Origin of the sequence: Flavobacterium sp. FPG59 (genome assembly GCF_002150205.1) — a bacterium.
Taxonomy (GTDB): Bacteria; Bacteroidota; Bacteroidia; order Flavobacteriales; family Flavobacteriaceae; genus Flavobacterium.
On sequence record NZ_MTCA01000006.1, the window covers coordinates 1 to 22,452 of the forward strand.

General features: G+C 33.9%; 21 protein-coding genes and 2 tRNA genes. 19 read left to right on the top strand and 4 right to left on the bottom strand.

Features of this window, described 5'->3' with window-relative positions; translation table 11 throughout:
• Positions 1-286 precede the first annotated feature (286 nt).
• Positions 287-4,831, top strand: coding sequence for a DNA polymerase III subunit alpha (gene dnaE / locus FPG59_RS01355; RefSeq protein ID WP_086452821.1), 4,545 nt, complete (start codon positions 287-289; stop codon positions 4,829-4,831).
• 141 nt (positions 4,832-4,972) lie between these two features.
• On the opposite strand, the gene FPG59_RS01360 is transcribed toward dnaE, so the two are convergent.
• Entirely contained in the window at positions 4,973-5,857 is an 885-nt protein-coding gene (locus FPG59_RS01360) for an outer membrane beta-barrel protein (RefSeq protein WP_086452822.1), read from the bottom strand.
• Positions 5,858-6,232: 375 nt separating this feature from the next.
• Here FPG59_RS01360 and FPG59_RS16505 point away from each other — a divergent pair, with 375 nt between their 5' ends.
• The 5 genes from FPG59_RS16505 (at position 6,233) to FPG59_RS01380 (ending at position 8,448) form a co-directional block, all read left to right on the top strand.
• Complete coding sequence (locus FPG59_RS16505; protein ID WP_176330672.1) at positions 6,233-6,370, top strand: hypothetical protein; 138 nt, start codon at positions 6,233-6,235, stop codon at positions 6,368-6,370.
• A 137-nt stretch (positions 6,371-6,507) separates the two neighbouring features.
• The gene (trxA, locus tag FPG59_RS01365) at positions 6,508-6,825 is read left to right on the top strand and encodes a thioredoxin (protein ID WP_024980008.1); all 318 of its coding nucleotides are present in this window, start codon (positions 6,508-6,510) and stop codon (positions 6,823-6,825) included.
• Positions 6,826-6,985: 160 nt separating this feature from the next.
• Entirely contained in the window at positions 6,986-7,933 is a 948-nt protein-coding gene (locus FPG59_RS01370) for a DUF58 domain-containing protein (protein WP_086452823.1), read from the top strand.
• An 86-nt stretch (positions 7,934-8,019) separates the two neighbouring features.
• Positions 8,020-8,093: transfer RNA gene (locus tag FPG59_RS01375), tRNA-Asp, on the top strand.
• A 278-nt stretch (positions 8,094-8,371) separates the two neighbouring features.
• Positions 8,372-8,448, top strand: a tRNA-Asp gene (locus tag FPG59_RS01380).
• 94 nt (positions 8,449-8,542) lie between these two features.
• Here the strand turns inward: FPG59_RS01380 and FPG59_RS01385 are convergent.
• Positions 8,543-9,043 carry a DUF456 domain-containing protein gene (locus FPG59_RS01385; protein WP_086452824.1) on the bottom strand — a complete coding sequence of 167 codons (501 nt, stop codon included), beginning with the start codon at positions 9,041-9,043 and terminating at the stop codon, positions 8,543-8,545.
• Between the two features lie 51 nt (positions 9,044-9,094).
• Between FPG59_RS01385 and FPG59_RS01390 the strand changes: the two genes are divergently transcribed.
• The 3 genes from FPG59_RS01390 to FPG59_RS01400 are packed head-to-tail and all read left to right on the top strand — an operon-like array spanning position 9,095 to position 10,717.
• On the top strand, positions 9,095-9,481 hold the full coding sequence (locus FPG59_RS01390) for a hypothetical protein (RefSeq protein WP_086452825.1): 387 nt from the start codon (positions 9,095-9,097) through the stop codon (positions 9,479-9,481).
• A gap of 42 nt (positions 9,482-9,523) precedes the next feature.
• Positions 9,524-10,000 (top strand): hypothetical protein, encoded by a 477-nt coding sequence (locus FPG59_RS01395; protein WP_086452826.1) that lies wholly within the window; start codon positions 9,524-9,526, stop codon positions 9,998-10,000.
• A 3-nt stretch (positions 10,001-10,003) separates the two neighbouring features.
• Positions 10,004-10,717 carry a DUF4184 family protein gene (locus FPG59_RS01400; RefSeq protein WP_086452827.1) on the top strand — a complete coding sequence of 238 codons (714 nt, stop codon included), beginning with the start codon at positions 10,004-10,006 and terminating at the stop codon, positions 10,715-10,717.
• On the opposite strand, the gene FPG59_RS01405 is transcribed toward FPG59_RS01400, so the two are convergent.
• Entirely contained in the window at positions 10,710-11,819 is a 1,110-nt protein-coding gene (locus tag FPG59_RS01405) for a glycosyltransferase (protein ID WP_086452828.1), read from the bottom strand. The two genes, FPG59_RS01400 and FPG59_RS01405, sit on opposite strands and share 8 nt — an antisense overlap.
• 4 nt (positions 11,820-11,823) lie before the next feature.
• Positions 11,824-12,786 (bottom strand): lysylphosphatidylglycerol synthase domain-containing protein, encoded by a 963-nt coding sequence (locus FPG59_RS01410; RefSeq protein ID WP_086452829.1) that lies wholly within the window; start codon positions 12,784-12,786, stop codon positions 11,824-11,826.
• Positions 12,787-12,950: 164 nt separating this feature from the next.
• On the opposite strand from FPG59_RS01410, the gene ruvC reads away from it, so the two are divergent.
• From ruvC to FPG59_RS01460, 10 genes are all read left to right on the top strand, one after another.
• Positions 12,951-13,505: a crossover junction endodeoxyribonuclease RuvC gene (gene ruvC, locus FPG59_RS01415; protein ID WP_086452830.1), complete on the top strand. Its 555-nt coding sequence runs from the start codon at positions 12,951-12,953 to the stop codon at positions 13,503-13,505.
• A 50-nt stretch (positions 13,506-13,555) separates the two neighbouring features.
• A complete protein-coding gene (gene hemW, locus FPG59_RS01420; protein WP_086452831.1) occupies positions 13,556-14,689 on the top strand; it encodes a radical SAM family heme chaperone HemW in 1,134 nt (377 codons plus the stop codon).
• 92 nt (positions 14,690-14,781) lie between these two features.
• On the top strand, positions 14,782-15,546 hold the full coding sequence (locus FPG59_RS01425) for a cyclase family protein (RefSeq protein WP_086452832.1): 765 nt from the start codon (positions 14,782-14,784) through the stop codon (positions 15,544-15,546).
• Positions 15,543-15,905, top strand: a complete 363-nt coding sequence (locus FPG59_RS01430) for an MmcQ/YjbR family DNA-binding protein (RefSeq protein WP_086452833.1) — start codon at positions 15,543-15,545, stop codon at positions 15,903-15,905. Before FPG59_RS01425 ends, FPG59_RS01430 begins: the two co-directional genes overlap by 4 nt.
• A 119-nt stretch (positions 15,906-16,024) precedes the next feature.
• Entirely contained in the window at positions 16,025-16,438 is a 414-nt protein-coding gene (locus FPG59_RS01435) for a response regulator (RefSeq protein ID WP_086452834.1), read from the top strand.
• A gap of 5 nt (positions 16,439-16,443) precedes the next feature.
• The gene (locus tag FPG59_RS01440) at positions 16,444-16,986 is read left to right on the top strand and encodes a heme NO-binding domain-containing protein (RefSeq protein WP_086452835.1); all 543 of its coding nucleotides are present in this window, start codon (positions 16,444-16,446) and stop codon (positions 16,984-16,986) included.
• A gap of 4 nt (positions 16,987-16,990) precedes the next feature.
• On the top strand, positions 16,991-19,975 hold the full coding sequence (locus tag FPG59_RS01445; protein WP_086452836.1) for a PAS domain S-box protein: 2,985 nt from the start codon (positions 16,991-16,993) through the stop codon (positions 19,973-19,975).
• The gene (locus tag FPG59_RS01450; protein ID WP_086452837.1) at positions 19,972-21,108 is read left to right on the top strand and encodes an FIST signal transduction protein; all 1,137 of its coding nucleotides are present in this window, start codon (positions 19,972-19,974) and stop codon (positions 21,106-21,108) included. Before FPG59_RS01445 ends, FPG59_RS01450 begins: the two co-directional genes overlap by 4 nt.
• Entirely contained in the window at positions 21,108-22,145 is a 1,038-nt protein-coding gene (locus tag FPG59_RS01455; protein ID WP_086452838.1) for an ATP-binding protein, read from the top strand. Before FPG59_RS01450 ends, FPG59_RS01455 begins: the two co-directional genes overlap by 1 nt.
• The gene (locus FPG59_RS01460; RefSeq protein WP_086452839.1) at positions 22,132-22,449 is read left to right on the top strand and encodes a histidine kinase; all 318 of its coding nucleotides are present in this window, start codon (positions 22,132-22,134) and stop codon (positions 22,447-22,449) included. The genes FPG59_RS01455 and FPG59_RS01460 overlap by 14 nt, the downstream gene beginning before the upstream one ends.
• Positions 22,450-22,452 lie beyond the last annotated feature (3 nt).

Sequence of the window (22,452 nt, forward strand, 5' to 3'; positions counted from 1 at the left end):
ATACTACGACATCCAAAAATCAATATGTGGTCTTTTATGTTTATTATAAATTACGATTAAAGCCATTTGTTCTAATTGACATTTGTTTTAGTAGGAGAATAGTCTTGGAAAATAAATTTGTTTTTTATTGTTAACATAGCTTCAGTTCTACTCAAAAAAAACTAAATTTGAAATTCATTTTTTGCTACTTTCATTAATTTTAAAGTGTTTAAAACCAGTTAAATACACTGTCTAAATCTATGGGTTTAGGCACCCTTCCCTTTGGGGAGGGCTGGGGAGGGGATTTATGTACTTAATATTCGATACCGAAACCACAGGATTACCAAAACGCTGGGGCGCACCTATTTCAGATACAGACAATTGGCCAAGATGTATACAAATTGCTTGGCAGTTGCATGATGAAATGGGAAAACTCATCGAGCATCAAGATTATTTGGTCAAGCCCGAAGGTTTTAACATTCCGTATGATGCGGAACGAATTCACGGTATCTCTACTGAATTGGCAGAGGCCAATGGCGTTTCATTGTCTGAAGTTTTAGAGAAATTCAACGTAGCCTTAGGTAAAGCGAAGTTTATTGTGGGTCAAAATTTAGGTTTTGATATCAATATTATGGGTTGCGAATTTTATCGAATGGGAGTGGAGAGCCAAATGAGTTCCATGCCTATTCTAGATACGTGTACTGAAATTACTGCATCCTTATTGAAATTGCCGGGTGGTCGAGGAGGCAAATTCAAATTGCCTACGTTGACAGAGTTGCACTCGTATCTTTTTAATAAACCTTTCGGCGAAGCACACAACGCTACTGCCGATGTGGAGGCAACAACACGCTGTTTTTTAGAATTAATTCGTCGTGAAATTTTTACGAAAGAAGAACTAGATGTTCCAGTTTCTTATTTCAAAGATTTCCAAAGTAAAAACCCAACCGAAATCAAACTCATTGGGTTAAAACATATCAATTTAAAAGAGGCTTCAGATAAAATCCGACAACAATTTGGCGATAAGCAAGCGCCAACGGTTTCAAAAGAGGACCTTTCGGAGAATAAGAAAGTTTTAGTTGATGCGCCCTTTGTTCATTTGCACAATCATACCCAGTTTTCGGTATTGCAATCTACCATTAGCATTGCGGCATTAGTAAAAGCGGCAGCCCAACAAAAAATGCCTGCGGTTGCCATGACCGATCATGCGAATTTGATGGGAGCGTTTCATTTTGTGCGTGATATTTTAAATCACAACAAAGCAGCTGTGGCAAAAAATAAAGCAGCTGTTGAAAACGGTGAGGAACCTACCGAAGTTCCTATGAAACCTATCGTTGGTTGCGAATTTTTTGTGTGTGAAGACCATAAAAATAAGTCGGTTAAGGATAATGGGTACCAAATAGTCCTTTTGGCGAAGACCAAAAAAGGATACCATAATTTAGCTAAAATGTCCTCTATTGCATACACAGAAGGATTCTATTATGTGCCTAGAATTGATCGAAAAGTCATTCAGGAATTCAAAGAAGATATTATTGTTTTGTCTGGAAACTTGTACGGAGAAATACCAAATAAGATTTTAAACATTGGTGAAAACCAAGCCGAAGAAGCCTTGATCTGGTGGAAAAATGAATTCAAGGACGATTTTTATATTGAGGTCATGCGCCACAATCAAGAAGATGAAAATAGGGTGAATACTTCTTTGGTTGCTTTAGCCAGAAAGCATGAGGTCAAAATTGTGGCTACAAACAATATCTTTTATATAGACAAAGAAAATTCGAATGCACATGATATTTTGCTTTGTGTGCGTGATGGTGAAAAACAAACTACACCTATTGGTCGTGGTCGCGGTTATCGTTATGGATTGCCAAATCAAGAGTACTATTTCAAGTCTGGGGACGAAATGAAGCAACTCTTTGCTAATTTACCAGAGGCGATTTCAAATATTTCGGAGATTGTAGATAAAATTGAAATTTATGATTTGGCACGAGAAGTATTGCTTCCAAAGTTTGAAATTCCAGTTGAATTTAATAATCCCGAAGACGCCGTTGATGGCGGAGTGCGCGGTGAAAATGCCTATTTAAGACATCTTACTTTTGAAGGAGCTAAAAAAAGATATCCCGTAATTAACGATGAAATTCAAGAGCGATTGGATTTTGAATTGTTGACGATTTCTAATTCGGGTTATCCGGGTTATTTCCTGATTGTACAGGATTTAATTGCCGAAGCACGTAGTATGGGCGTTTCGGTAGGTCCAGGAAGGGGTTCTGCGGCGGGTTCTGTGGTGGCTTATTGTTTGAAAATTACCAATATAGATCCTTTAAAGTACAACTTGCTTTTTGAGCGTTTCCTGAATCCGGATCGTGTGTCATTACCCGATATTGATATCGATTTTGATGATGAAGGCCGAAGCAGTGTGATGGATTATGTGATCCGAAAATACGGTTCCAAGCAAGTGGCGCAAATTATCACCTATGGTAAAATGGCTACCAAATCAGCAATTCGTGATACTGCTCGTGTACTAGATTTACCACTTTTTGAAGCAGATAAAATTGCGAAATTGATTCCGGGAATGATGCCGTCTAAGTGGAATTTAGCTCGGTTTTTAAATGAAAAAGAAGACATCATAAAAAAGGCGGTTCGTCCGGAAGAGTATGATAAAATAAAAGAATTAATAGGACTTGCAAGTGAAGATGACCTAGGAGGTGAAACCATTCAGCAAGCCAAAGTTTTAGAGGGGAATCTAAGAAATACGGGGATTCACGCTTGTGGAGTGATTATTACACCAAGTGATATTACTAATTTTGTTCCTGTGGCTACGGCCAAAGATTCGGATTTGTATGTGACTCAATTTGATAACTCGGTGGTAGAGAGCGCTGGTTTATTAAAGATGGACTTCTTGGGTTTGAAGACCCTAACGTTGATAAAAGATACCGTTAAGCTAGTAAAATACCGCAGCGGAATTGAGCTCAATCCAGATGAGTTTCCTATTGATGATCTAAAAACATACGAGCTTTTTCAGCGCGGTGAAACGGTTGGAATTTTTCAGTATGAAAGTCCCGGAATGCAAAAATACATGAAGGAGTTAAAGCCTACGGTTTTTCCGGATTTAATTGCCATGAATGCCTTATACCGTCCGGGTCCGATAGCTTATATTCCGAGTTTCGTCAAGCGAAAAAATGGTGAGGAAGAGATTATTTACGATCTTGAAGCTTGCGAAGAATTACTTAAGGATACCTACGGAATTACCGTTTATCAAGAGCAAGTAATGCTTTTATCCCAAAAACTGGCTGATTTCTCTAAGGGTGATGCCGATGTTTTGCGTAAAGCAATGGGAAAAAAGCAAAAGGACGTTTTGGACAAAATGAAACCTAAATTTATCAGTCAGGCTGCCGCCAAAGGGCATGCCGAAGATAAACTGGAGAAAATTTGGAAAGACTGGGAAGCCTTTGCAGAATATGCCTTTAATAAATCCCACTCTACCTGTTATGCTTGGATTGCTTATCAAACGGCTTACTTAAAAGCAAATTATCCTGCGGAGTATATGGCTGCGGTACTGTCTAATAATATGAGTGATATCAAACAAGTTTCGTTCTTTATGGAAGAGTGTAAGCGAATGGGCTTGCAAGTTTTGGGTCCTGATGTAAATGAATCATTCTATAAATTTACTGTAAATGATGATTATGCGGTACGTTTTGGGATGGGAGCTATAAAGGGTGTCGGTTCTGGAGCGGTTGCAACCATAGTGGAGAAAAGAAAAGACGGGAAATACAAGTCCATTTTTGATTTGACCAAACGAATTGATTTACGTGCTGCCAATAAAAAAGCGTTAGAAAACTTAGCCTTGGCTGGGGGATTTGACTCTTTTGGCGATACAACGAGAGCGCAATACTTTCATGATGATGGAGACGGAATAACGTTTTACGAAAAAGCGATTCGGTATGGTGCTAAGTTCCAGGAAAACGAAAATTCCTCTCAGGTAAGTTTGTTTGGCGATGCTAGCGAGGTGCAAATTGCTGAGCCAGTTGTGCCTCCATGTGAAGATTGGAGTACGATGGAAAAGTTATCAAGAGAAAAGGAGGTTGTAGGTATTTATATTTCTGGGCATCCGCTGGATGATTTTAGATTTGAAATGAAATATTTTTGCAATGCTCGTTTAGATGCGCTCAGAAATATGGAACAATATGTAGGTAAGAATTTAACTTTTGCAGGTATTGTAAGTAATTTTCAACGCCGAACAGCTAAGAATGGTAAGGATTGGGCAATATTTACACTGGAAGGATTTGAAGAAAGTTTTGAGTTCAAAATTTTTGGAGAAGAGTACCTCAAGTTTTATCATTTTTTATACAATAATCAATTTGTATTTATAAAAGTGCTCATTAAAGAAGGTTGGGTCAATCAAGATACAGGCAAAAAAAGTGAGCCAAGAATGCAATTTGTAGAGGTTAAGCAATTGCAGGATGTATTGGCTACGTTTGCCAAAAAACTCATTTTATATCTTAACATAAATGATTTACATGCTGATTTTATTCACAATTTAAGTCGACTTTTTCAGGAGTATAAAGGAGATAACACCGTTTCATTTGAAGTAATGGAGCTAGAAAAAATAAAAAAACTTGTTCCGGTTGCTACACCAGATATAGATCCAGAAGAAATAAGTTTTGCAGATGATTTAGAAGAGGTTGATGCTGTAAATGGAGAACTAGCTGAAGCATCTACAGTTGTAAAAGTTGAAGAGGTTGAGGAGATAAAAGTAGTTACAAAGCTAGCAATGGCTAGTAGAAAATTGAAAGTTAGAATTTCAAATGAGTTACTGATAGCATTGGAGAAAATGCAAGTAAACTTTAAATTGAATTAATATCATTTAATTACGTTAGTTATTTGAATAGTTATGAAAGATGATGATTATCTAAAATTGCTGTTTTAGTTTAGTTATGGTTATTTTAAACAAAAATGTCTCGCATTAGCGAGACATTTTTGTTTAAAAATGAGATGTGAATTATTTTCCAAAAGAATAAATAACACCAATATTAAGTCCAAAAGAAGAATAAGGGACTACAGAGGTTAATGATTTTGATTGATCTTTATTTAATGGGTCTAAAGAATCAACATATTCAATGTCCTTTGTAGGTGTTGGGAATACAGGATGATTGGCCTGACCCAATTGCCATGTATAGGCTGGTATTGTTTGAGCTGGTTGGCCTCCACCTAAAGAACCTTGTGGAACTGCTGGATATGCAACTGCTAATTTAGTGTATTCTGATGAGTCTCTTGTTAGATTGATACCTAAATATTCTAATTCAGCAAATAAGCTTACATTACTAGAAATTTTATGTTTGTACCCAAGAGAAGCTGTAAAACCTAGTGGAAGTCTTCCGCTATAATCTATTTTTCCTGTTGCTATAATTGGTCCAAAAGCTGTATTGGTTGTTTTTACAAACTCAGCTTTAGTTGCTCCCGCAATTTTTGTAATCGCCCCAAATTTACCATAAATATTATCGTTAAAGTTGTAAATTAAGGCAAGGTTTAATCCGTATGCACGTGCATGCGCAGTACCTGTAGTTCGCTCCACAATTGAAGTAACATTAGCGGCAGATACATTAGTTCTGTAAGAATCTACGTTTTGGTCATCACCATGCAGGTATGCAAATCCTAACTCTACTCCAAAAGTTTCAGAAAAAAAATATCCAGCTCTAAATTGAGTATTGAATCCTTCGCCGTAACTACCCTTTTTTACTGTTGCGATAGATTGGTCACTATTCAATGAAGTTCCTAGCATCATTCTTGAGCTAGGTATAGAATAGCCACCTGACACTGAAACATAATACTGAGCAGATGCGGTCGTTGTAACTAGCATTAAAATAAAAAATAAAATTTTGTTCATTATATTTTGATAAATTGTTTATTCGGCAAAAATAATTTTTTTTGGATTAATATATGATAGTTTAAAAAAAAAATATGTAGAATTAAAGTGTATAGACTAAAAGGAAAATAATAGTAGGTCTAATCCGTAAGTGCTTTGAATTTATTATTTAGTTTAAAAAAAGTTTAAGGTAATTTAATTTTGTGACTAGTCTGTATTTGTTGATAACTATGTTCGTTTTATCGATGTATTTTATTAAAAGTATTTAAATATTTTTGAATATCACTATGAATTAGAACTAGTATTTAAAACGAAGAGTAACTTAAATTATGTTAGCTGTGAAATATCTTTAGAATTAGTAACATAATTGAAAAAAAATGGCTTAATTCTGTTAATTTGATTACAGAGTTAGCCCTGATGGAAGCGGCATCTCCCGATTTAGAAAAACAAGGCTTTTTTGCCGTAGTTTTTATTTATCGGGAATACAGCGTAGAGCAGGAAAAAGCTCCAAAAGAAAATAAATTATTGGAGTAAACTAAGTAAATAGGAATTGATAATAGATTAATAGTCAAAACTAATTTGGGAATAGTGATTGATTTGTTTTTAATTTCTAAATTTGTATTCTAGTTTGAATGTTTAAAGATTCAAATGATAAACTTAAATTATATATTATGGCATTAGCAATAACAGATGCTACTTTTGAAGAAGTAGTTTTGAAATCAGACAAACCGGTAATGGTAGATTTTTGGGCAGCATGGTGTGGACCATGTAGAATGGTAGGTCCAATCATTGATGAATTAAGCAACGAATACGAAGGGAAAGTGGTTGTTGGTAAGGTTGATGTTGATGCAAATCAAGAATTTGCTGCAAAATACGGCGTTAGAAACATCCCAACAGTATTGGTTTTTCATAACGGAGAAGTAGTAGGAAAGCAAGTAGGAGTTGCTCCTAAGCAAACGTATGCAGATAGTCTTGACGCTTTGTTGTAATTAACATTGAAGTTTTAGAATCAATTTTAGATATATAAAAGGTTTGGCGCAAGTCAAACCTTTTTTTTGTTTAAGAACAGTTTTGTGTTTTATTTTGGGCTAATCTTGTTATGTATCGCTTTAATTTTTAAATCATTTAATCTTTTAATATATTTGGATTATGAAGATTGAATCGCAAATAGAAAAAATTACTAGTTTCCAGCATCTTGAATTATTAGCCAATCAGGTTGTTGAGGGGTTTATTTCAGGCATGCACAAGAGTCCGTTTCATGGCTTTTCGGCAGAGTTTGCTGAGCATAAAGTGTATAATGCTGGCGAGAGTACAAAGCATATTGACTGGAAGTTGTATGCTAAAACCGATAGGTTGTATACCAAACGTTATGAAGAAGAGACTAATTTAAGATGTCATATTGTAATTGATAATTCTTCTTCTATGTATTATCCTCAATTGTTAGCGAACCAAAACTTTTTTGAGAACAAGATAGGGTTTTCAGTATTGGCCTCAGCGGTATTGATGAATTTATTAAAGAAACAGAGAGATGCAGTTGGTTTAAGTGTTTTTTCGGATACGTATGAGTACTATGCGCCAGAGAAAGGAAGTGACCGACACCACAGAATGATTTTGAATGCCCTTGAAGGCTTACTCCAAAAGCCTACGGTTGCAAAAAATACAGATACCGTAACATATTTACATCAAATAGCCGAGAAGATGCATCGTAGGTCTATGATTATCTTGTTTACGGATATGTTTCAGAGTTTTGACGAGTCTGTTGATTCTAAAAAAGAACAAGCCTTATTTAGCGCCCTGCAGCATTTAAAGCACAATAAGCATAAAGTAGTCTTGTTTCATGTAATTGATGGCAAGACAGAGCTTGATTTTGAATTTGACAACACACCTAGGAAGTTTGTTGATGTGGAAACAGGAGAAGAAGTTGCTGTTTTTTCAGATACGGTTCAAGAAGAATATCAAAATCAGATGCAATTATACTTAAAAAAACTGTCTTTGACTTGCTCACAAAACAGAATTAAGTACGTTCCAGTTCATGTAGATGAAAATTTTGAAAAAATAATGATGACATATTTAGCTGAAAAACAAAACTTTGGATAATAAGTGATAATTTTTTTGAAATTATTTTAAAAAAACGCTTGCGCAAACGGAAATCTATTGTATCTTTGCCACCGCAATAACGCAGAGGTTTGGTAGTTCAGTTGGTTAGAATACATGCCTGTCACGCATGGGGTCGCGGGTTCGAGTCCCGTCCAGACCGCAATATTGGGGAAAGCCTTTCGTAACAGAAAGGCTTTTTTGCCCCTTTACGGTTTTTAACGTTAGTTGTGTTGTTTGCTACGAATTTGTAACTCGTAGCGGGTTTAGTAGTTAGACCAATGAAAAGCTTTTCGCCTCGGCGAATAGCTTTTTTGATTTAATTTGAAGGAAGGGTTTTAATTTTTAGATTGAAAAGAGGTTGGTTTTTAATTGTTTGAGCTTCAATTGCTTTCGTTAATCAATTAAATTTTAGAATCAAAAAATATATAAAATAATGCTGGTTTGGTAGTTCAGTTGGTTAGAATACATGCCTGTCACGCATGGGGTCGCGGGTTCGAGTCCCGTCCAGACCGCCAGTAATAAAAAAGCTTTTCTTAATTGAAAAGCTTTTTTTGTTTTTGTCAAATTCAAATAGTAATGGATATGTGTATTTAGTTTACATGTCGTAAATCAAAACAAAACTGCTTTGTATTGCCAAACAATCCAAATATAGAGTCCTAAAAAAACCATGCAAAGTACAAACTTCATGAAGCTAGAGGCCAGGAAGCCAATGAAAGAGCCAGTAGCGGCTTTTAGAGCTCTGTTTTGATCTTTAAAATCATAAATAAGTTCGCCTATAAAAGCTCCCAAGAAAGGGCCAATAAGAAATCCAAAAGGGATTGGTGCAAATATCCCAATCACAAGTCCAATATTGGTACCCCAAACACCATAACTACTGCCGCCAAATTTTTTAGTTCCTTTGGCAGGAATAATATAATCTAAAATAGAAATTACAATAGTAATGAGTAAGGTACTCCAAAGAATCCAGTGGTTCATGGGTACAGCATGTGTGAAATAAAGTAATGCAACCCCAAGCCAACTAATTGTAGGGCCTGGTAATACAGGTAAAAAACTCCCTATTATTCCGGTAATGACACAACAAAATCCAAGGAGTAAAAGAAATAAATCCATAATTTATTTTTAGTATTTTTGTACAACATAAATATAACTCGAATTTTTCAAATGAAAGCAATAAATAGTTTGTCACTTTTAGTGTTCTTAATGCTAATTATGAGTAGTTGTAATTCTATTTATGCTCAAGGCGGTTTTGATAATCAAAAAGATGCTCTAGTAAAAGATAGCATATACAATAAGAATAAAATGAAAGTTTTAAATTTTTCGATGAAAGATTTTGATGCGCTTTTTTTTGAATTTTTTGATAAAAAAGCAAGCCCAACTGTTTTAAATAAGGTGGAGTTTTATTCTTATACGATTCGAATTGCAATATTCTCGGAACGTCTTGCCGCTTTATACCCAGACCAGAAAGCAGTAGCTATGGAGAGTAGGAATAAATGGTTTGCTGAAAGTTATGAGGATTATTTGAAAATCAAAAATTCGCAAAAAAATTAGTTGTAATTTTATCCTTTAAAAAAAATAGCAAATACACATATCTTGAAGCCATATTATCTTTTAATAGTTTTTCTTATTTTTCACTCCTGTCAGTATTTTGAGACTCCTGTTCCTTCAGAGCAAGAGCTTTTAGAAAAGGAGCTGAAATCCATCAATTGGAAAGAGGTTGATGAGTATCCATCTGTGGTAGATTGTGAAAAAATAGAAGATAAAAAGCAACGCCAAAAGTGTTTTTTTGAGGTTTTAACTCAATTGATTCAAGAGAAATTGAGTGTAGATACGCTTTCAATTCTTTATCCTGAGCTGGATACAATTGAAGTTAAAGTTACTATTTTTCCAAATGCAACGATGCAGTTTGAACCTCAATTTCCAAAAGATTCTATAGCGTATGACAAAATCAAAATTGACAGCATACTTAAAGTTCGTCTAGTTGATTTTCCAAAAATTAATCCAGCCATAAAACGTGGTGTTCCAGTGAAAACACAATTTGTTCTTCCGGTGATTTTAAAAGTAGAGTAGTTAATGCCATTTACATTTTCTCACCCAGCCATACTTTTGCCTTTTTTAAAAAATAAAAAATTATCAGCTACCGCTTTGATAGTTGGCTCTATGTCTCCTGATTTTGAATATTTTTTCAGAATGAAAATACAAAGCGAAATTAGTCATACTTTTTTAGGAATTTTTCTAATTGATTTTCCTCTTGGGTTTATAGTTATGTTTGTTTTTCATGAAATTATAAAACGTCCTTTCATTGAAAATTTGCCTCATTTTCTTCAAAATAGGGTAGAGGAATTAAGAAAATTCAATTGGTTGTTTTATTTCAAAAGTGATTTTTTTGTAGTTTTGATATCCTTTTTTTTAGGAGCGGTTACTCATATAGTATGGGATTCAATGACGCATTGGGATGGTTTTATAGTACAACAATTTTATTTTTTTAATCTAAAGTTTTTTTCAATTCCGTTTTATAAAATAGCTCAGCATTCAAGTTCCGTTATTGGTTTGTTGTGGATCTTGTTTTATATTTATAAACTTCCAGAAAAATATGAAAACGGTAAAATAGTTAATTTTAATTATTGGTATTTGTCTATTTTTTTTACTGTAGTTTTTATTACTCTTAGATTTTATTTTGGAACACAATTGAATCAAATAGGTAATGTTATTGTGACTATTATTTCTTCAACAATACTGGCTATTACTTTAACAGGTTTGATTTTTAGAAATAAAAAAATTATTTAGTAAATTTTCTGCCTTTCCATTCGTAGTTTCCAAATAGGGAATATAAAGCCACGCTTGTGCTAAAAAAAGGATAAAATAAACTGCTTAAAATCAAATGATGCATTTTCCTTTTAGATAAAAAATGATTGGTTTTGTAGATCAAAACGGTATCAACAGTGAACTTGAAAGTAGATGCTAAAATGACATCTTGAAAAGTAGTTAAGCCTAAGAACCAAGATCCAAGAATCAACACCCAACTCAAATTCCCAGCAAAAACGATCAATCCCAATCCTTTTCCGAAACTACTTTGATAAGAACCCGTTTTAGAAGCCCAACGAACGCGTTGGTAGAACAAAGATTTCCAATCGTTCATTGGTTTTGTAATGATAATATTGTTTTTAGACTTTAGATAATGCACTTTTTCGGGTGATTTTGCAATTGCTTTTTGGAGTAAAAAGACATCGTCACCACTAGCAATTTTGTCATTTCCTTCAAAACCATTGAGCTCTTGGAAAAAGGATTTGGTATAGGCAAAGTTAGCACCATTACACATAAATCCTTTGTTAATGCCAAAACTTCCAATGGTTGCGCCTTGTAAACTTGCCAAATCCAATTGCTGAAATTGATGTAGAAATGAATTAGTACACGCATACGTGACCGCTCCAGCAATCATAGCTACATCATGAAGCTGAATGTAATTGTCTAAAGTTAATAACCAGTTTTCTGGGACTATACAATCGGCATCGGTGGTAATAACCCAATTGGAGTTCACAATTTGCATAGCAGTTGCAATTGCATCTTTTTTAGGCGAATTAGTAACACGAATATTCTTAATAACCGAAACTTGAAACTTGAAACTTGGTGCTTTATATTCTTCTTTAGATTCATCGTCTACTAAAATCACCTCAAGCAGCTCTATGGGATATTGCAACTTCCACAAGCTTTCTAATAGAACGGGTAAATTTTCAGCTTCATTCCGGAAAGGAACAACAATCGAAAATTTTGTTTTTGGCTTTAAGCCTAAGTAATCTATAGCGTTTACTTTGTTGAAACCATAAATTAATGCCAGTATTGCTAAGCAGTACAAAAGTATGATGAGGGAAACTATAATTGAGAATAGCATCTTTTTATTGTGTTTTAGTTTCTTTTATTATGGATTTACTATTAAAATTCAAAACATAATACGTGCCAATTACAACAGGTAAAACTACATTTAAAAACCACATCAAAGTCGAAATAAAAATTACAATCCATTCGTTTACGCCTAGAATTCCAAAGAAATAAACCGCTACACTTCCTTTAACGGCAAAGTCTAAAAATTGAAAAGTGGGTAAGGAAGATGCTAAAAAATAAACGGATGAAATTGTTGCAATCAAGGTGAAGTAAGGTAAATCAACATCAAAAGCTAAAAACAAAAAGTAATATTGGTGCGAGAAAACGAAATAGCGGCAAATACCCAATAAGATATTTTTCTGATGAATTGATTTTGGAATTTCATTAATTTTATGAATCAGTTTTTCGATTGAATGTCCTTTGATAGTAATTTTTTTGACCGAAAATAAAATGATAAAAAGGAGTAAAACCATTCCAAAAATCAACGCAACTGTTTTTATTGTAATCACATGGTATTGTGCATTAAAATATAGCAACCCAAAAAGCCCAAAAATAACAGTCAGAATCATTTGGATTCCGTTGCAAATTAGGTTTAGGAATATAATTTTTTTAGTTTCTTTTTTTTCAAAAAACAGTGCTTTTCCGGCATATTCTCCCACTCCGTTTGGCGTAAAAAGACCAGCAGTTAGTGCACCAAGAACTTGCTTTGTGGCTTCGCCTAGAGTTATTTTATGTATAAATGCTACTAGGTTTTGCCATTTCAATATTTCAAAAAACCGATTCAAAGCACTTAGTAATAAAAGAAACGCAATTCCAGTAATAGATTGGTTTTTTTGGAATAGCACAATAAATTTTTGCCAATCTAATTTATCATTATGGGCTAGTTGATTGTAAATAAAATAAAACGCACCGGCCACAATCAAAACTTTGATTAGAAGTACGAGGAATTGCTTAGTTTTGTGTGGTATTGAAATCATTTTGCAAAGTAAAGGAAAACTATTGTGAAAAAGCTATTTCACAGAGATTCACAAAGAATTCGCGAAGATTTACAAAAATAGTAGAAGCATGGTAGGCTTAGTGAACCTTTGTGGTTCCTTAGAGCATCTTAGTGTAATAACAAAAAAGTATAAATTAAAAAGAATTGGCAAACGAACGCATCATATTAGGAATTGACCCTGGAACCACGATTATGGGTTTTGGATTGATAAAAATTGTCAATAAAAAAATGCAATTTTTGCAGTTGAACGAATTGCAATTGTCGAAGTATGACAATCATTATCAAAAGCTAAAAATTATTTTCGAACGGACGATCGAGTTAATCGATACACACCATCCAGATGAAATTGCAATTGAAGCGCCTTTCTTTGGTAAAAACGTACAGTCGATGCTCAAGTTGGGTCGAGCCCAAGGTGTGGCCATGGCGGCGGGACTTTCTAGAGATATCCCTATTACGGAATATGAACCCAAGAAAATTAAAATGGCTATTACCGGCAACGGAAATGCCACAAAAGAACAAGTTGCCAAAATGCTGCAACAGCTTTTAGGATTGAAAGAATTGCCTAAAAATCTCGATAGTACGGATGGATTGGCAGCAGCAGTTTGTCATTTTTTCAATTCAGGAAAAGTGGTTGGTGCTAAAAGTTATACCGGTTGGGATGCTTTTGTGAAACAAAATGAGGAACGAGTGAAGAAATAGTTTTCAGTCGCAGCAACTGTAAACTGCGACTGTGACTGAATACTATAGAAATGAGCGGAATCTACATACACATACCCTTTTGCAAGCAGGCTTGTCATTACTGTGATTTTCATTTTTCGACTTCTATGAAGAAGAAAGAGGAGATGGTTTTGGCTATTGCCAAAGAATTGCAAATGCGTAAAAGCGAGTTTGAAAAGGAACAAGTTGAGACTATTTATTTTGGCGGAGGAACGCCAAGTGTCTTAACTTCAGAAGAAATTAATTTTTTGATTGAAACAGTTTACAGTCATTATGTAGTGATTGAGAATCCCGAAATTACGCTCGAAGCCAATCCAGATGACTTGTCACAGGAACGCATTATCGAATTATCAAAAAGTAAAATCAACCGTTTGAGTATCGGGATTCAGTCATTTTTTGAAGAGGATTTGCAGTTAATGAATCGTGCTCATAGTTCGGCGGAAGCCAAAAAATGTTTGCAAATAGCTACTCAGTATTTTGATAATATTTCATTGGATTTGATTTACGGAATTCCTGCTATGAGCAATGAAAAATGGGAGCAAAATATCGATACAGCCTTGAGTTTTGGTATTCCTCATATTTCCAGTTATGCCTTAACGGTAGAACCAAAAACGGCATTAAACAAACTCATTCAAACCGGCGCCATAACTGCCCCCAAGGATGAAGTTGCCGAGGCACATTTTATGATTTTGGTTGACAAGCTTGAGGCCAATGGTTTTGTGCACTATGAATTGTCAAACTTTGGCAAACCAGACTATTTTTCTAAAAATAATTCGGCTTATTGGTTGGGTAAAAAATACATCGGAATTGGTCCTTCGGCACATAGTTATGATGGTGTTACTCGTAGTTGGAATAAAGCGAATAATGCCTTGTATTTAAAAGGTATTCAGCAGGATAAATTACCTAATGAAATAGAAATTCTTTCGGTGTCAGATCGTTACAATGAATATGTTATGACGGGTTTGCGTACTATTTGGGGCGTTTCATTAACTAGAATTCAAACTGAATTTGGAAGCGAATATCTAGAATATTTATTGAAACAATCTCAAAAATTCCTTGATGATGATTTGGTTTTTATTGAAAACAACATCTTGAAGCCAACACCCAAAGGAAAGTTTTTGACAGATGGAATTGCATCAGACTTATTTTACTTAAATTTGGAATAGCAAATTAACCACAAAGAAACAAAGAAGGCACAAAGTTCACTAAGCTTTTGTGTGCCTAGTGCCTTCTTTGTGAACTTAGTGTTTAAAGAAAAATGATAGCAACCATCAACAACAACATTAATATCGACCTATCAAAACCCATTGATATTTCGATTCCATTAACCAATACTGATGAAAACCCAATTGCTTGGTATATTGAAAAACCAACAATTGAACCCGTTATTTTTGGGGATTGGATTGGGAAAGTATCTGAAGGGAAATCATCAACGAACTTTAATAACATTTTCTTTAATCCACACGGACACGGAACGCACACAGAGTGTTTGGGGCATATCACCCGAGACTTTTACAGCATCAATCAATGTTTGAAACAGTTTTTCTTTTTGGCCGAATTAATTTCGGTTCAACCGGAAATTATTGGTGATGATTTAGTGATTACCAAAAATCAAATTGAAAAAGCTTTGAATGGGAAATTCCCTGAAGCAATTGTTATTAGAACATTACCCAATTTAGAGAGCAAAAAGAATCTGAAATATTCGAATACCAATCCGCCATATTTAGCTGAAGATGCCGCGCGTTTCATTCGCGAAAGCGGAATTAAACATTTGCTGATTGATTTACCGAGTGTAGACAAAGAACACGATGATGGGAAATTAGTGGCACACAAAGCTTTCTGGAACGTAACGGATGTTCATAACCTGAATGCTGATGCACGACTAGATTGTACCATTACCGAAATGATATATGTGGCTGATGAAATTACGGATGGCAGTTATGTACTGAATTTACAGATTGCTTCTTTTGAGAATGACGCTAGTCCGAGTAAACCTGTTTTATACCTTATTCAAAAGCTATGAATTTAGAAACCTACTACGAATATTGCCTTTCAAAAAAAGGTGTGACAGAACATTTCCCTTTTGATCAAGATACTTTGGTTTTTAAAGTAGGCGGTAAAATGTTTGCGCTATCGTCTTTAAGCCAATGGGAAAAAGGCAATCCAGCTGTTAACTTAAAGTGTGATCCCGAGCGTGCTCTTGAATTGCGTGCAGAATATGATGATATTCAGCCAGGTTTTCATATGAGTAAGATACATTGGAACACGATTGCTATAAATCAATCCGTTCCAGATGATATGATAAAAAACTTGATTCAGCATTCTTATGAATTAATTTGTAAAAGTTTGCCTAAAAAAGTTCGAGTAGAGCTTAATTTATGATGACCACTTATCGACACTAAATGGGTTTTGGTCTATATCAAATTCAGTATTACCGATAGAGTCCAATTGCTAGGTATAACTTTAGTACTTTTAGTTTTTTAAAATAACAACTAAATACCATGACAAAGGCACTGAATATTTTGCTAATAGAGGACGATGAAATTGAAGTAATGAAGTTCAATAGAGTTTTGAGCAATTTAAAAACAACCCATAAAATTGTTGAAGCAAATAATGGTGAGGAAGCTATTGCAATTCTAAAGGAAAAAGAAATGATTCCTGATATAATTGTTTTAGATCTAAATATGCCTAAGATTAATGGAATAGAGTTTTTAGGAATATTAAAGTCAGATGAATATTTAAAATACATTCCAGCCATTATATTGACCACTTCAAGTAATAGGTCTGATTTATTAGAGTGTTATAAAATAGGTATCGCAGGGTATTTACTAAAACCCTTAAAATACGATGAGTATGTGGATAGGGTTACAAAGCTTGTTGAATATTGGAGCACAAATGAGTTAATCACAAATTAGGGATTATGTACGGTATTGTTAATAAATCAATAGAGGATCTAGTAGTTGCTAATTTTGGTAGAGAAAAATGGGAGCTTGTACATGAAAAAAGCGGTATAGATGTAGATTTTTTTCTTAGCAATGAAGTCTATGATGATGCTATAACCTATCAAATTGCTACTACACTTTCAGAAGAAATGAACATGACTTTAAGTCAAGTATTAATTGCTTTTGGAGAATGGTGGGTTGTGCATACCACATCTGAGAAATATCCCGGTTTAATGGAGTCTGGAGGTAAAAGTTTAAGTGATTTTTTAATCAATTTACCTAATTTTCACAATAGAGTTATGCTTGTTTATCCTAAACTCACACCTCCTGAGTTCAAGGTAAGCGATATTACCGCTGATGGTCTTCATTTGCACTATCACTCAAAAAGAGTGGGACTTCAAGATTTTGTAAAGGGTATTATACAAGGTTTAAGTATTGTATACAAAACACCAGTGACTATAACTTTACTACAATCAAGAAACGAAGGTAGTACGCACGAAATATTCAAAATAAACTGGTAAAATAATGAAGGATCTAGCACTTTGTTTTAATGAAAACAGTTTGAATAGATTGTTTCCATTTTACATACTGGTTGCACCAAATTTTGAAATTATAAATTTTGGTTCTAGCTTAGGTAAAGTGTGCCATGATTTAAATAACACTAAATTATTTTCGGATTTATTTAAAATTACTAGACCATATTTAGAAACTTTTTCGTTCCAGGAAATAGTGTCACATTGTAACAGTCATCTTGTTTTACAACATAGTTCATCTGGTCTAAATTTAAGAGGACAGTTTGAATTAATGGGAGATAATGTTTTATTTGTAGGTTCCCCTTGGTTTACATCAATGGTTGAATTGATGAATAAAGGCTTAACTTTTGAAGATTTTGCTCCTAATGATCCTTCAATTGATTTACTTCATGTGCTTAATAATGCTGACAATACTTCTAAGGAATTAAAGGAATTATTGACAACCATTAACGAACAAAAAAACAAGTTAAAACAAGCCAATAAAGAAATTCAAGATATTGCACTTTTTCCTACTCAAAATCCGGATCCTTTAATCCGAATTGACACGCAGGGAAATCTTTTGAAACGTAATCCAGCAGCAGAAAAATTAACAACATTTGTTCATGACGAAATAGAATATGCAACCGAGGAATTTTTTAAACACATTGCTTCTAAAATTGATTTTGATACAGATCGATGGATTTTTGAAGCGCAAACTAATAACAGAGATTATTCCTTTGTGTGCAAGACACTCAAGGATTTGGGTTATGTAAACATTTACGGCCGTGATGTAACTGAACAGAAAAAAAGCCAAGAAGAAATAAATAGATTGTCTCTTGTGGCTAGTACTAATGTTAATGCGGTAATTTTTACAGCCCTAGATGGAACTATCAATTGGGCCAATGAAGGGTTTGTGAAACTTACGGGTTTCTCTTTGAAAGAAGCAATAGGTCGTACCACTGAAGATTTGTTTCAAGGAGCACTAGTGGATCAATCCACCTTTGAGGCAATAAAAATTGCTAAAGCAAAAGGGGAGCATTTTAGTCAGGAATTAATACATTATAAAAAAGATAACACGTGGTTTTGGGCAAAAGCTGAAGGGCAACCTTTATTTGACAGTGAAGGAAATGTAAAAGAATATTTTGCGTTAATAGAGGATATTACAGCAAAAAAGGAAGACGAAGAAGAGCTAAAAAGATTGTCACTCGTGGCAAGTTTAAATAATAATGGTATTGTGTTTACCAAGCCTAATGGTAAAATATTTTGGTGTAATGATGCTTATACCACCTATACCGGTTATTCTAAAGATGAAATTATAGGGAAAACTCCAGTACAAATAGGTCGAACCTCGGATATTGATGATGAGCAGTTGGATATTATGGTTAGTTCTTTTTATAATGGATTTCCATTTGATGTTGAATTGAAGCACGGAAGAAAAGATGGTAGTTCTTTTTGGGTCAAGGCCAAAGGGCAGCCCATACTTGATGCAAATGGTGAGGTTACCCAATTTTTTGCCATGATTGAGGATATTTCTCTTAAAAAAAGGTACGATGAAAGTTTACAAATAGAAAAAGAAAAGTACAGAGGAATAATTGCAAATATGAATCTAGGATTGCTTGAAGTTGATCTAGATAATAACATTACAATGGCCAATCACGGTTTTACAACTATGAGCGGCTATACACAGCAAGAGCTGATAGGGAATAATGCTATAGAAATTTTTGTTAATGAAAGTGGTAAGAATGTATTGAAGACAAAAGATAAATTAAGATCTGATGGATTAACAGATTCCTATGAGTTGCAAGTTTATGATAAAAATAAAAAAGAAAGAATATGGCTTATTAGTGGTGCTCCAAATTATGATTTACAAGGTAATTTAATAGGCTCCATAGGCATTCATCTTGATATTACTGATCAAAAAAATCAAGAGCAGCAATTGTATTTGTTATCGTTGATTGCTGAGAAAAATTTAAATTCGGTTATAATTGCAGATCGAATGGGTCGAATTGAATGGGCCAATGCTAGTTTTTTAAGAATGTCAGGGTATACTAAGGACGAAATTATAGGTCAAAGGCCAGGAGCTTTGTTACAAGGTCCAGAATCCAATCCTGAAGTGATTCTTTATTTGAGAAATCAAATTAAAAAGGGCCTCCCTTTTAATTGTGAGATTATTAATTATTCAAAAAACAAAGAGAAATATTGGGTACGTATTCAAGGACAGGCACTTTATGACAAAGCCGGGAAAATATTAAAATATTTTGCTATTGAGGAAGATGTTACCGCTCAAAAAGAGCTGGAATCCCAAAAAGAGAATTTATTATCAGATTTAGCAAAAACCAATAAAGAACTTGAGGATTATGCGCAAATAGTATCACATGATTTAAAATCTCCTTTACGCAGTATTAATTCATTGATTACCTGGATTAAGGAGGAGAATGTAGATAGCTTTGACGCACCAACTCAAAAATACTTTTCATTAATTGAGCATAAAGTCGAAAAAATGGATCATCTTATTGAAGGAATTTTGACGTATTCTAAAATTGATAAAGAAGCTGTAAAATCAGAGATTATTGATACGCATGAAATTGTTCAAGGTATTATAGATATTATTCATTTGCCAGATCACATTAGCGTATCTATTTTAGGTACATTGCCTAGCATTAATGCAGATAAATTTAGGATACAGCAATTGTTTCAAAACCTTATTGGTAATGCTGTAAATTATATTGATAAAAGTCAAGGATTAGTTGAAATTAGCGCTGTTGAAGATGGTGATAATTATATTTTTTCTATAAAAGATAATGGTGTAGGGATGCCAAAAGCAATCCATTCAAAAATATTTGAAACCTTTAAATCTTTTACAACTAGTAAACATTCAACAGGTTTAGGTCTATCAATAGTTAAAAAAATTATTACTTTTTATCAAGGAGAAATTTGGTTAGAAAGTGAAGAGGGTGTCGGAACCACTTTTTTTGTGAAATTAAAAAAAGAATCATGAAAATTATTCAAGCAAGTAAATTAGCCCGAGGTGGCTGGAGCTATATACAAGAAAAATCAAAATTACTAAACCCACTTGTACTTGTTTTTGGGAATCGTCTATTATTAGCAAATAGTGAGGTTTTACAAGATATTCGTAATGAGTTTCCGTATGAGGATCTAGTTTTTGGATCTACTTCAGGTGAAATTTCAGGCTCTAGTGTAAATGACGATTCCATTTCGGTGGTAGCGATCGAGTTTGAAAAATCAAGTTTTATAGTTAAAAGAGATAATATTTTAGACCATAATAAAGATGCTAAACTTCTTGGTGAGCACTTGTATGAGCAAATGCCGAAGGAAAATCTTAAACATTTATTTGTACTTTCAGAGGGGAGTTTTGTAAACGGAAGTTCCTTGATTTCTGGCCTTGAGACTAATATGGAGGACTCTGGATTATCTATTACAGGCGGTATGTGTGGTGATGATGCACGTTTTGAAAAAACACTTGCCTCATACAAGGAAGATCCAAAAGAGGGAGAAGTGGTTCTTATTGGTTTTTATGGATCAACATTCGAGGTTTCGTATGCTAGTTTTGGAGGTTGGATTCCTTTTGGCCCAGAGCGCGTTATCACAAAGTCAGTAGCAAATGTATTGTATGAAATTGATGGTCAACCAGCTTTAGACTTATATAAAAAATATCTAGGAGATAAATCTATTGAACTTCCACAAGCCTCTTTATTGTATCCTTTAAATGTAACACCAGATGGTAAGAAAGAACCAGTTGTACGTACTATTTTAAATATTGATAATGATACACAGTCAATGATCCTTGCAGGTGATGTACCTGTAAATTCAAGAGTTCAACTCATGATGGCATCAGTTGATGGGATTGCACAAGGTGCTAATACTGCCGCAAATTACGGTATGAAAAATAGAACTACAGCCCCTGAATTAGCTCTTTTGGTAAGCTGTATTGGTAGGAAATTGGTAATGAGTCAGCGTGTTGAAGAAGAAATAGAGCATGTAAGAGAGGTTATTGGTCAACAAGTACCTATTGCAGGATTTTATTCTTATGGTGAAATGGCACCTTTTAATGGGGAGACAGCTTGTGAATTACACAATCAAACGATGACATTAACCTTAATAAGCGAATAATGCATTCATTACTAAAACGTCAGATAGATAAAAAACTTGCGGGAGGTCTTAATGACTTGGATATTTTTTTGAATGCAGTTAATGATTCGTACCAAAATTATGAAAGCCAAATAGAGATGTTGCAAAGGGCTATGAAAATTAGCTCTGATGAATTATTTGAAGCGAATCAAAAATTGCGAGATGAAGCTAAAAGCTTAAAAGAATTAAATGAAAACTTACAGTCTATTCTTGATTCTATGAGTGTTGGCCAAGATTTTATAACAAATACAGAGGTTTTTGATTCTTCTGAATATATTAAACAACAATCTATTGAAATTGTAAAAATTAATAAACAAAGAGAAGAATTGTTGTTTAATCTTGAAAAACAAAATAAAGCATTGAATGAATATGCCCACATGGTTTCACATGATTTAAAGGCACCTTTGCGTAGTATTGATACTTTGATCAACTGGTTTATTCAGGATAATGAGTCTCTATTGAATGAAGCCAATCTAAAATCTTTGAATAGGATTTTGTTAAATGTAGAGAAAATGGACTCTCTTATTAAGGGGATTTTAAACTATTCCTCTATTGAAAATCATACGCATGAAGAACGTATTATTGATGTTAATCTTGTTGTGCAAGATTTCTTGAAAACTATTGAAATTCCAAATAATGCAAACATTAGCATAACTAATGATCTTCCTGTTTTAATGGGAAATGATTTTAGATTGAAACAACTCTTTCAAAATCTAATACAAAATGCACTTAAATACAATGATAAAGAACACATAGAAATTGAGATATCCAGTACCGAAAATGAGCAAGAATATTTATTTCAAATAAAAGACAATGGTATAGGTATTCCTCATGCATACCAGCACAAAATATTTGATATTTTTTCTAAATTACAAAATGACGATAACTCCTCAGGCATAGGACTTTCTATCGTTAAAAGAATAATAGAATTTTATAAAGGAAGAATTTGGCTTGAAAGCCAAGAAAAAGTAGGGACTACTTTTTTCTTCACAATACCAAAGGATCATGGAAACACCTAATTTAAACTATGTAAATGAATTGTCTGGTGACAATGAGCAATTTAAGGCAAAAATTTTATCCATCCTAAAAAAAGAGTTGCCAGTAGAGGTTGAAAATTATGAAAAATACATGCAAGAATTAGATTTTTTTAATGCTGCACAATCTGTTCATAAACTGAAACATAAAATTTCTATACTAGGTCTCGAAAAAAGTTATTATATTGCTGTTGATTATGAGCATAATTTAAATAATGACTCCGTAGCCTTAAAAAATGATTTTGAAACAATTTTAAAAGCTATGCAGGAGTTTGTTATAAAACTCTAAATA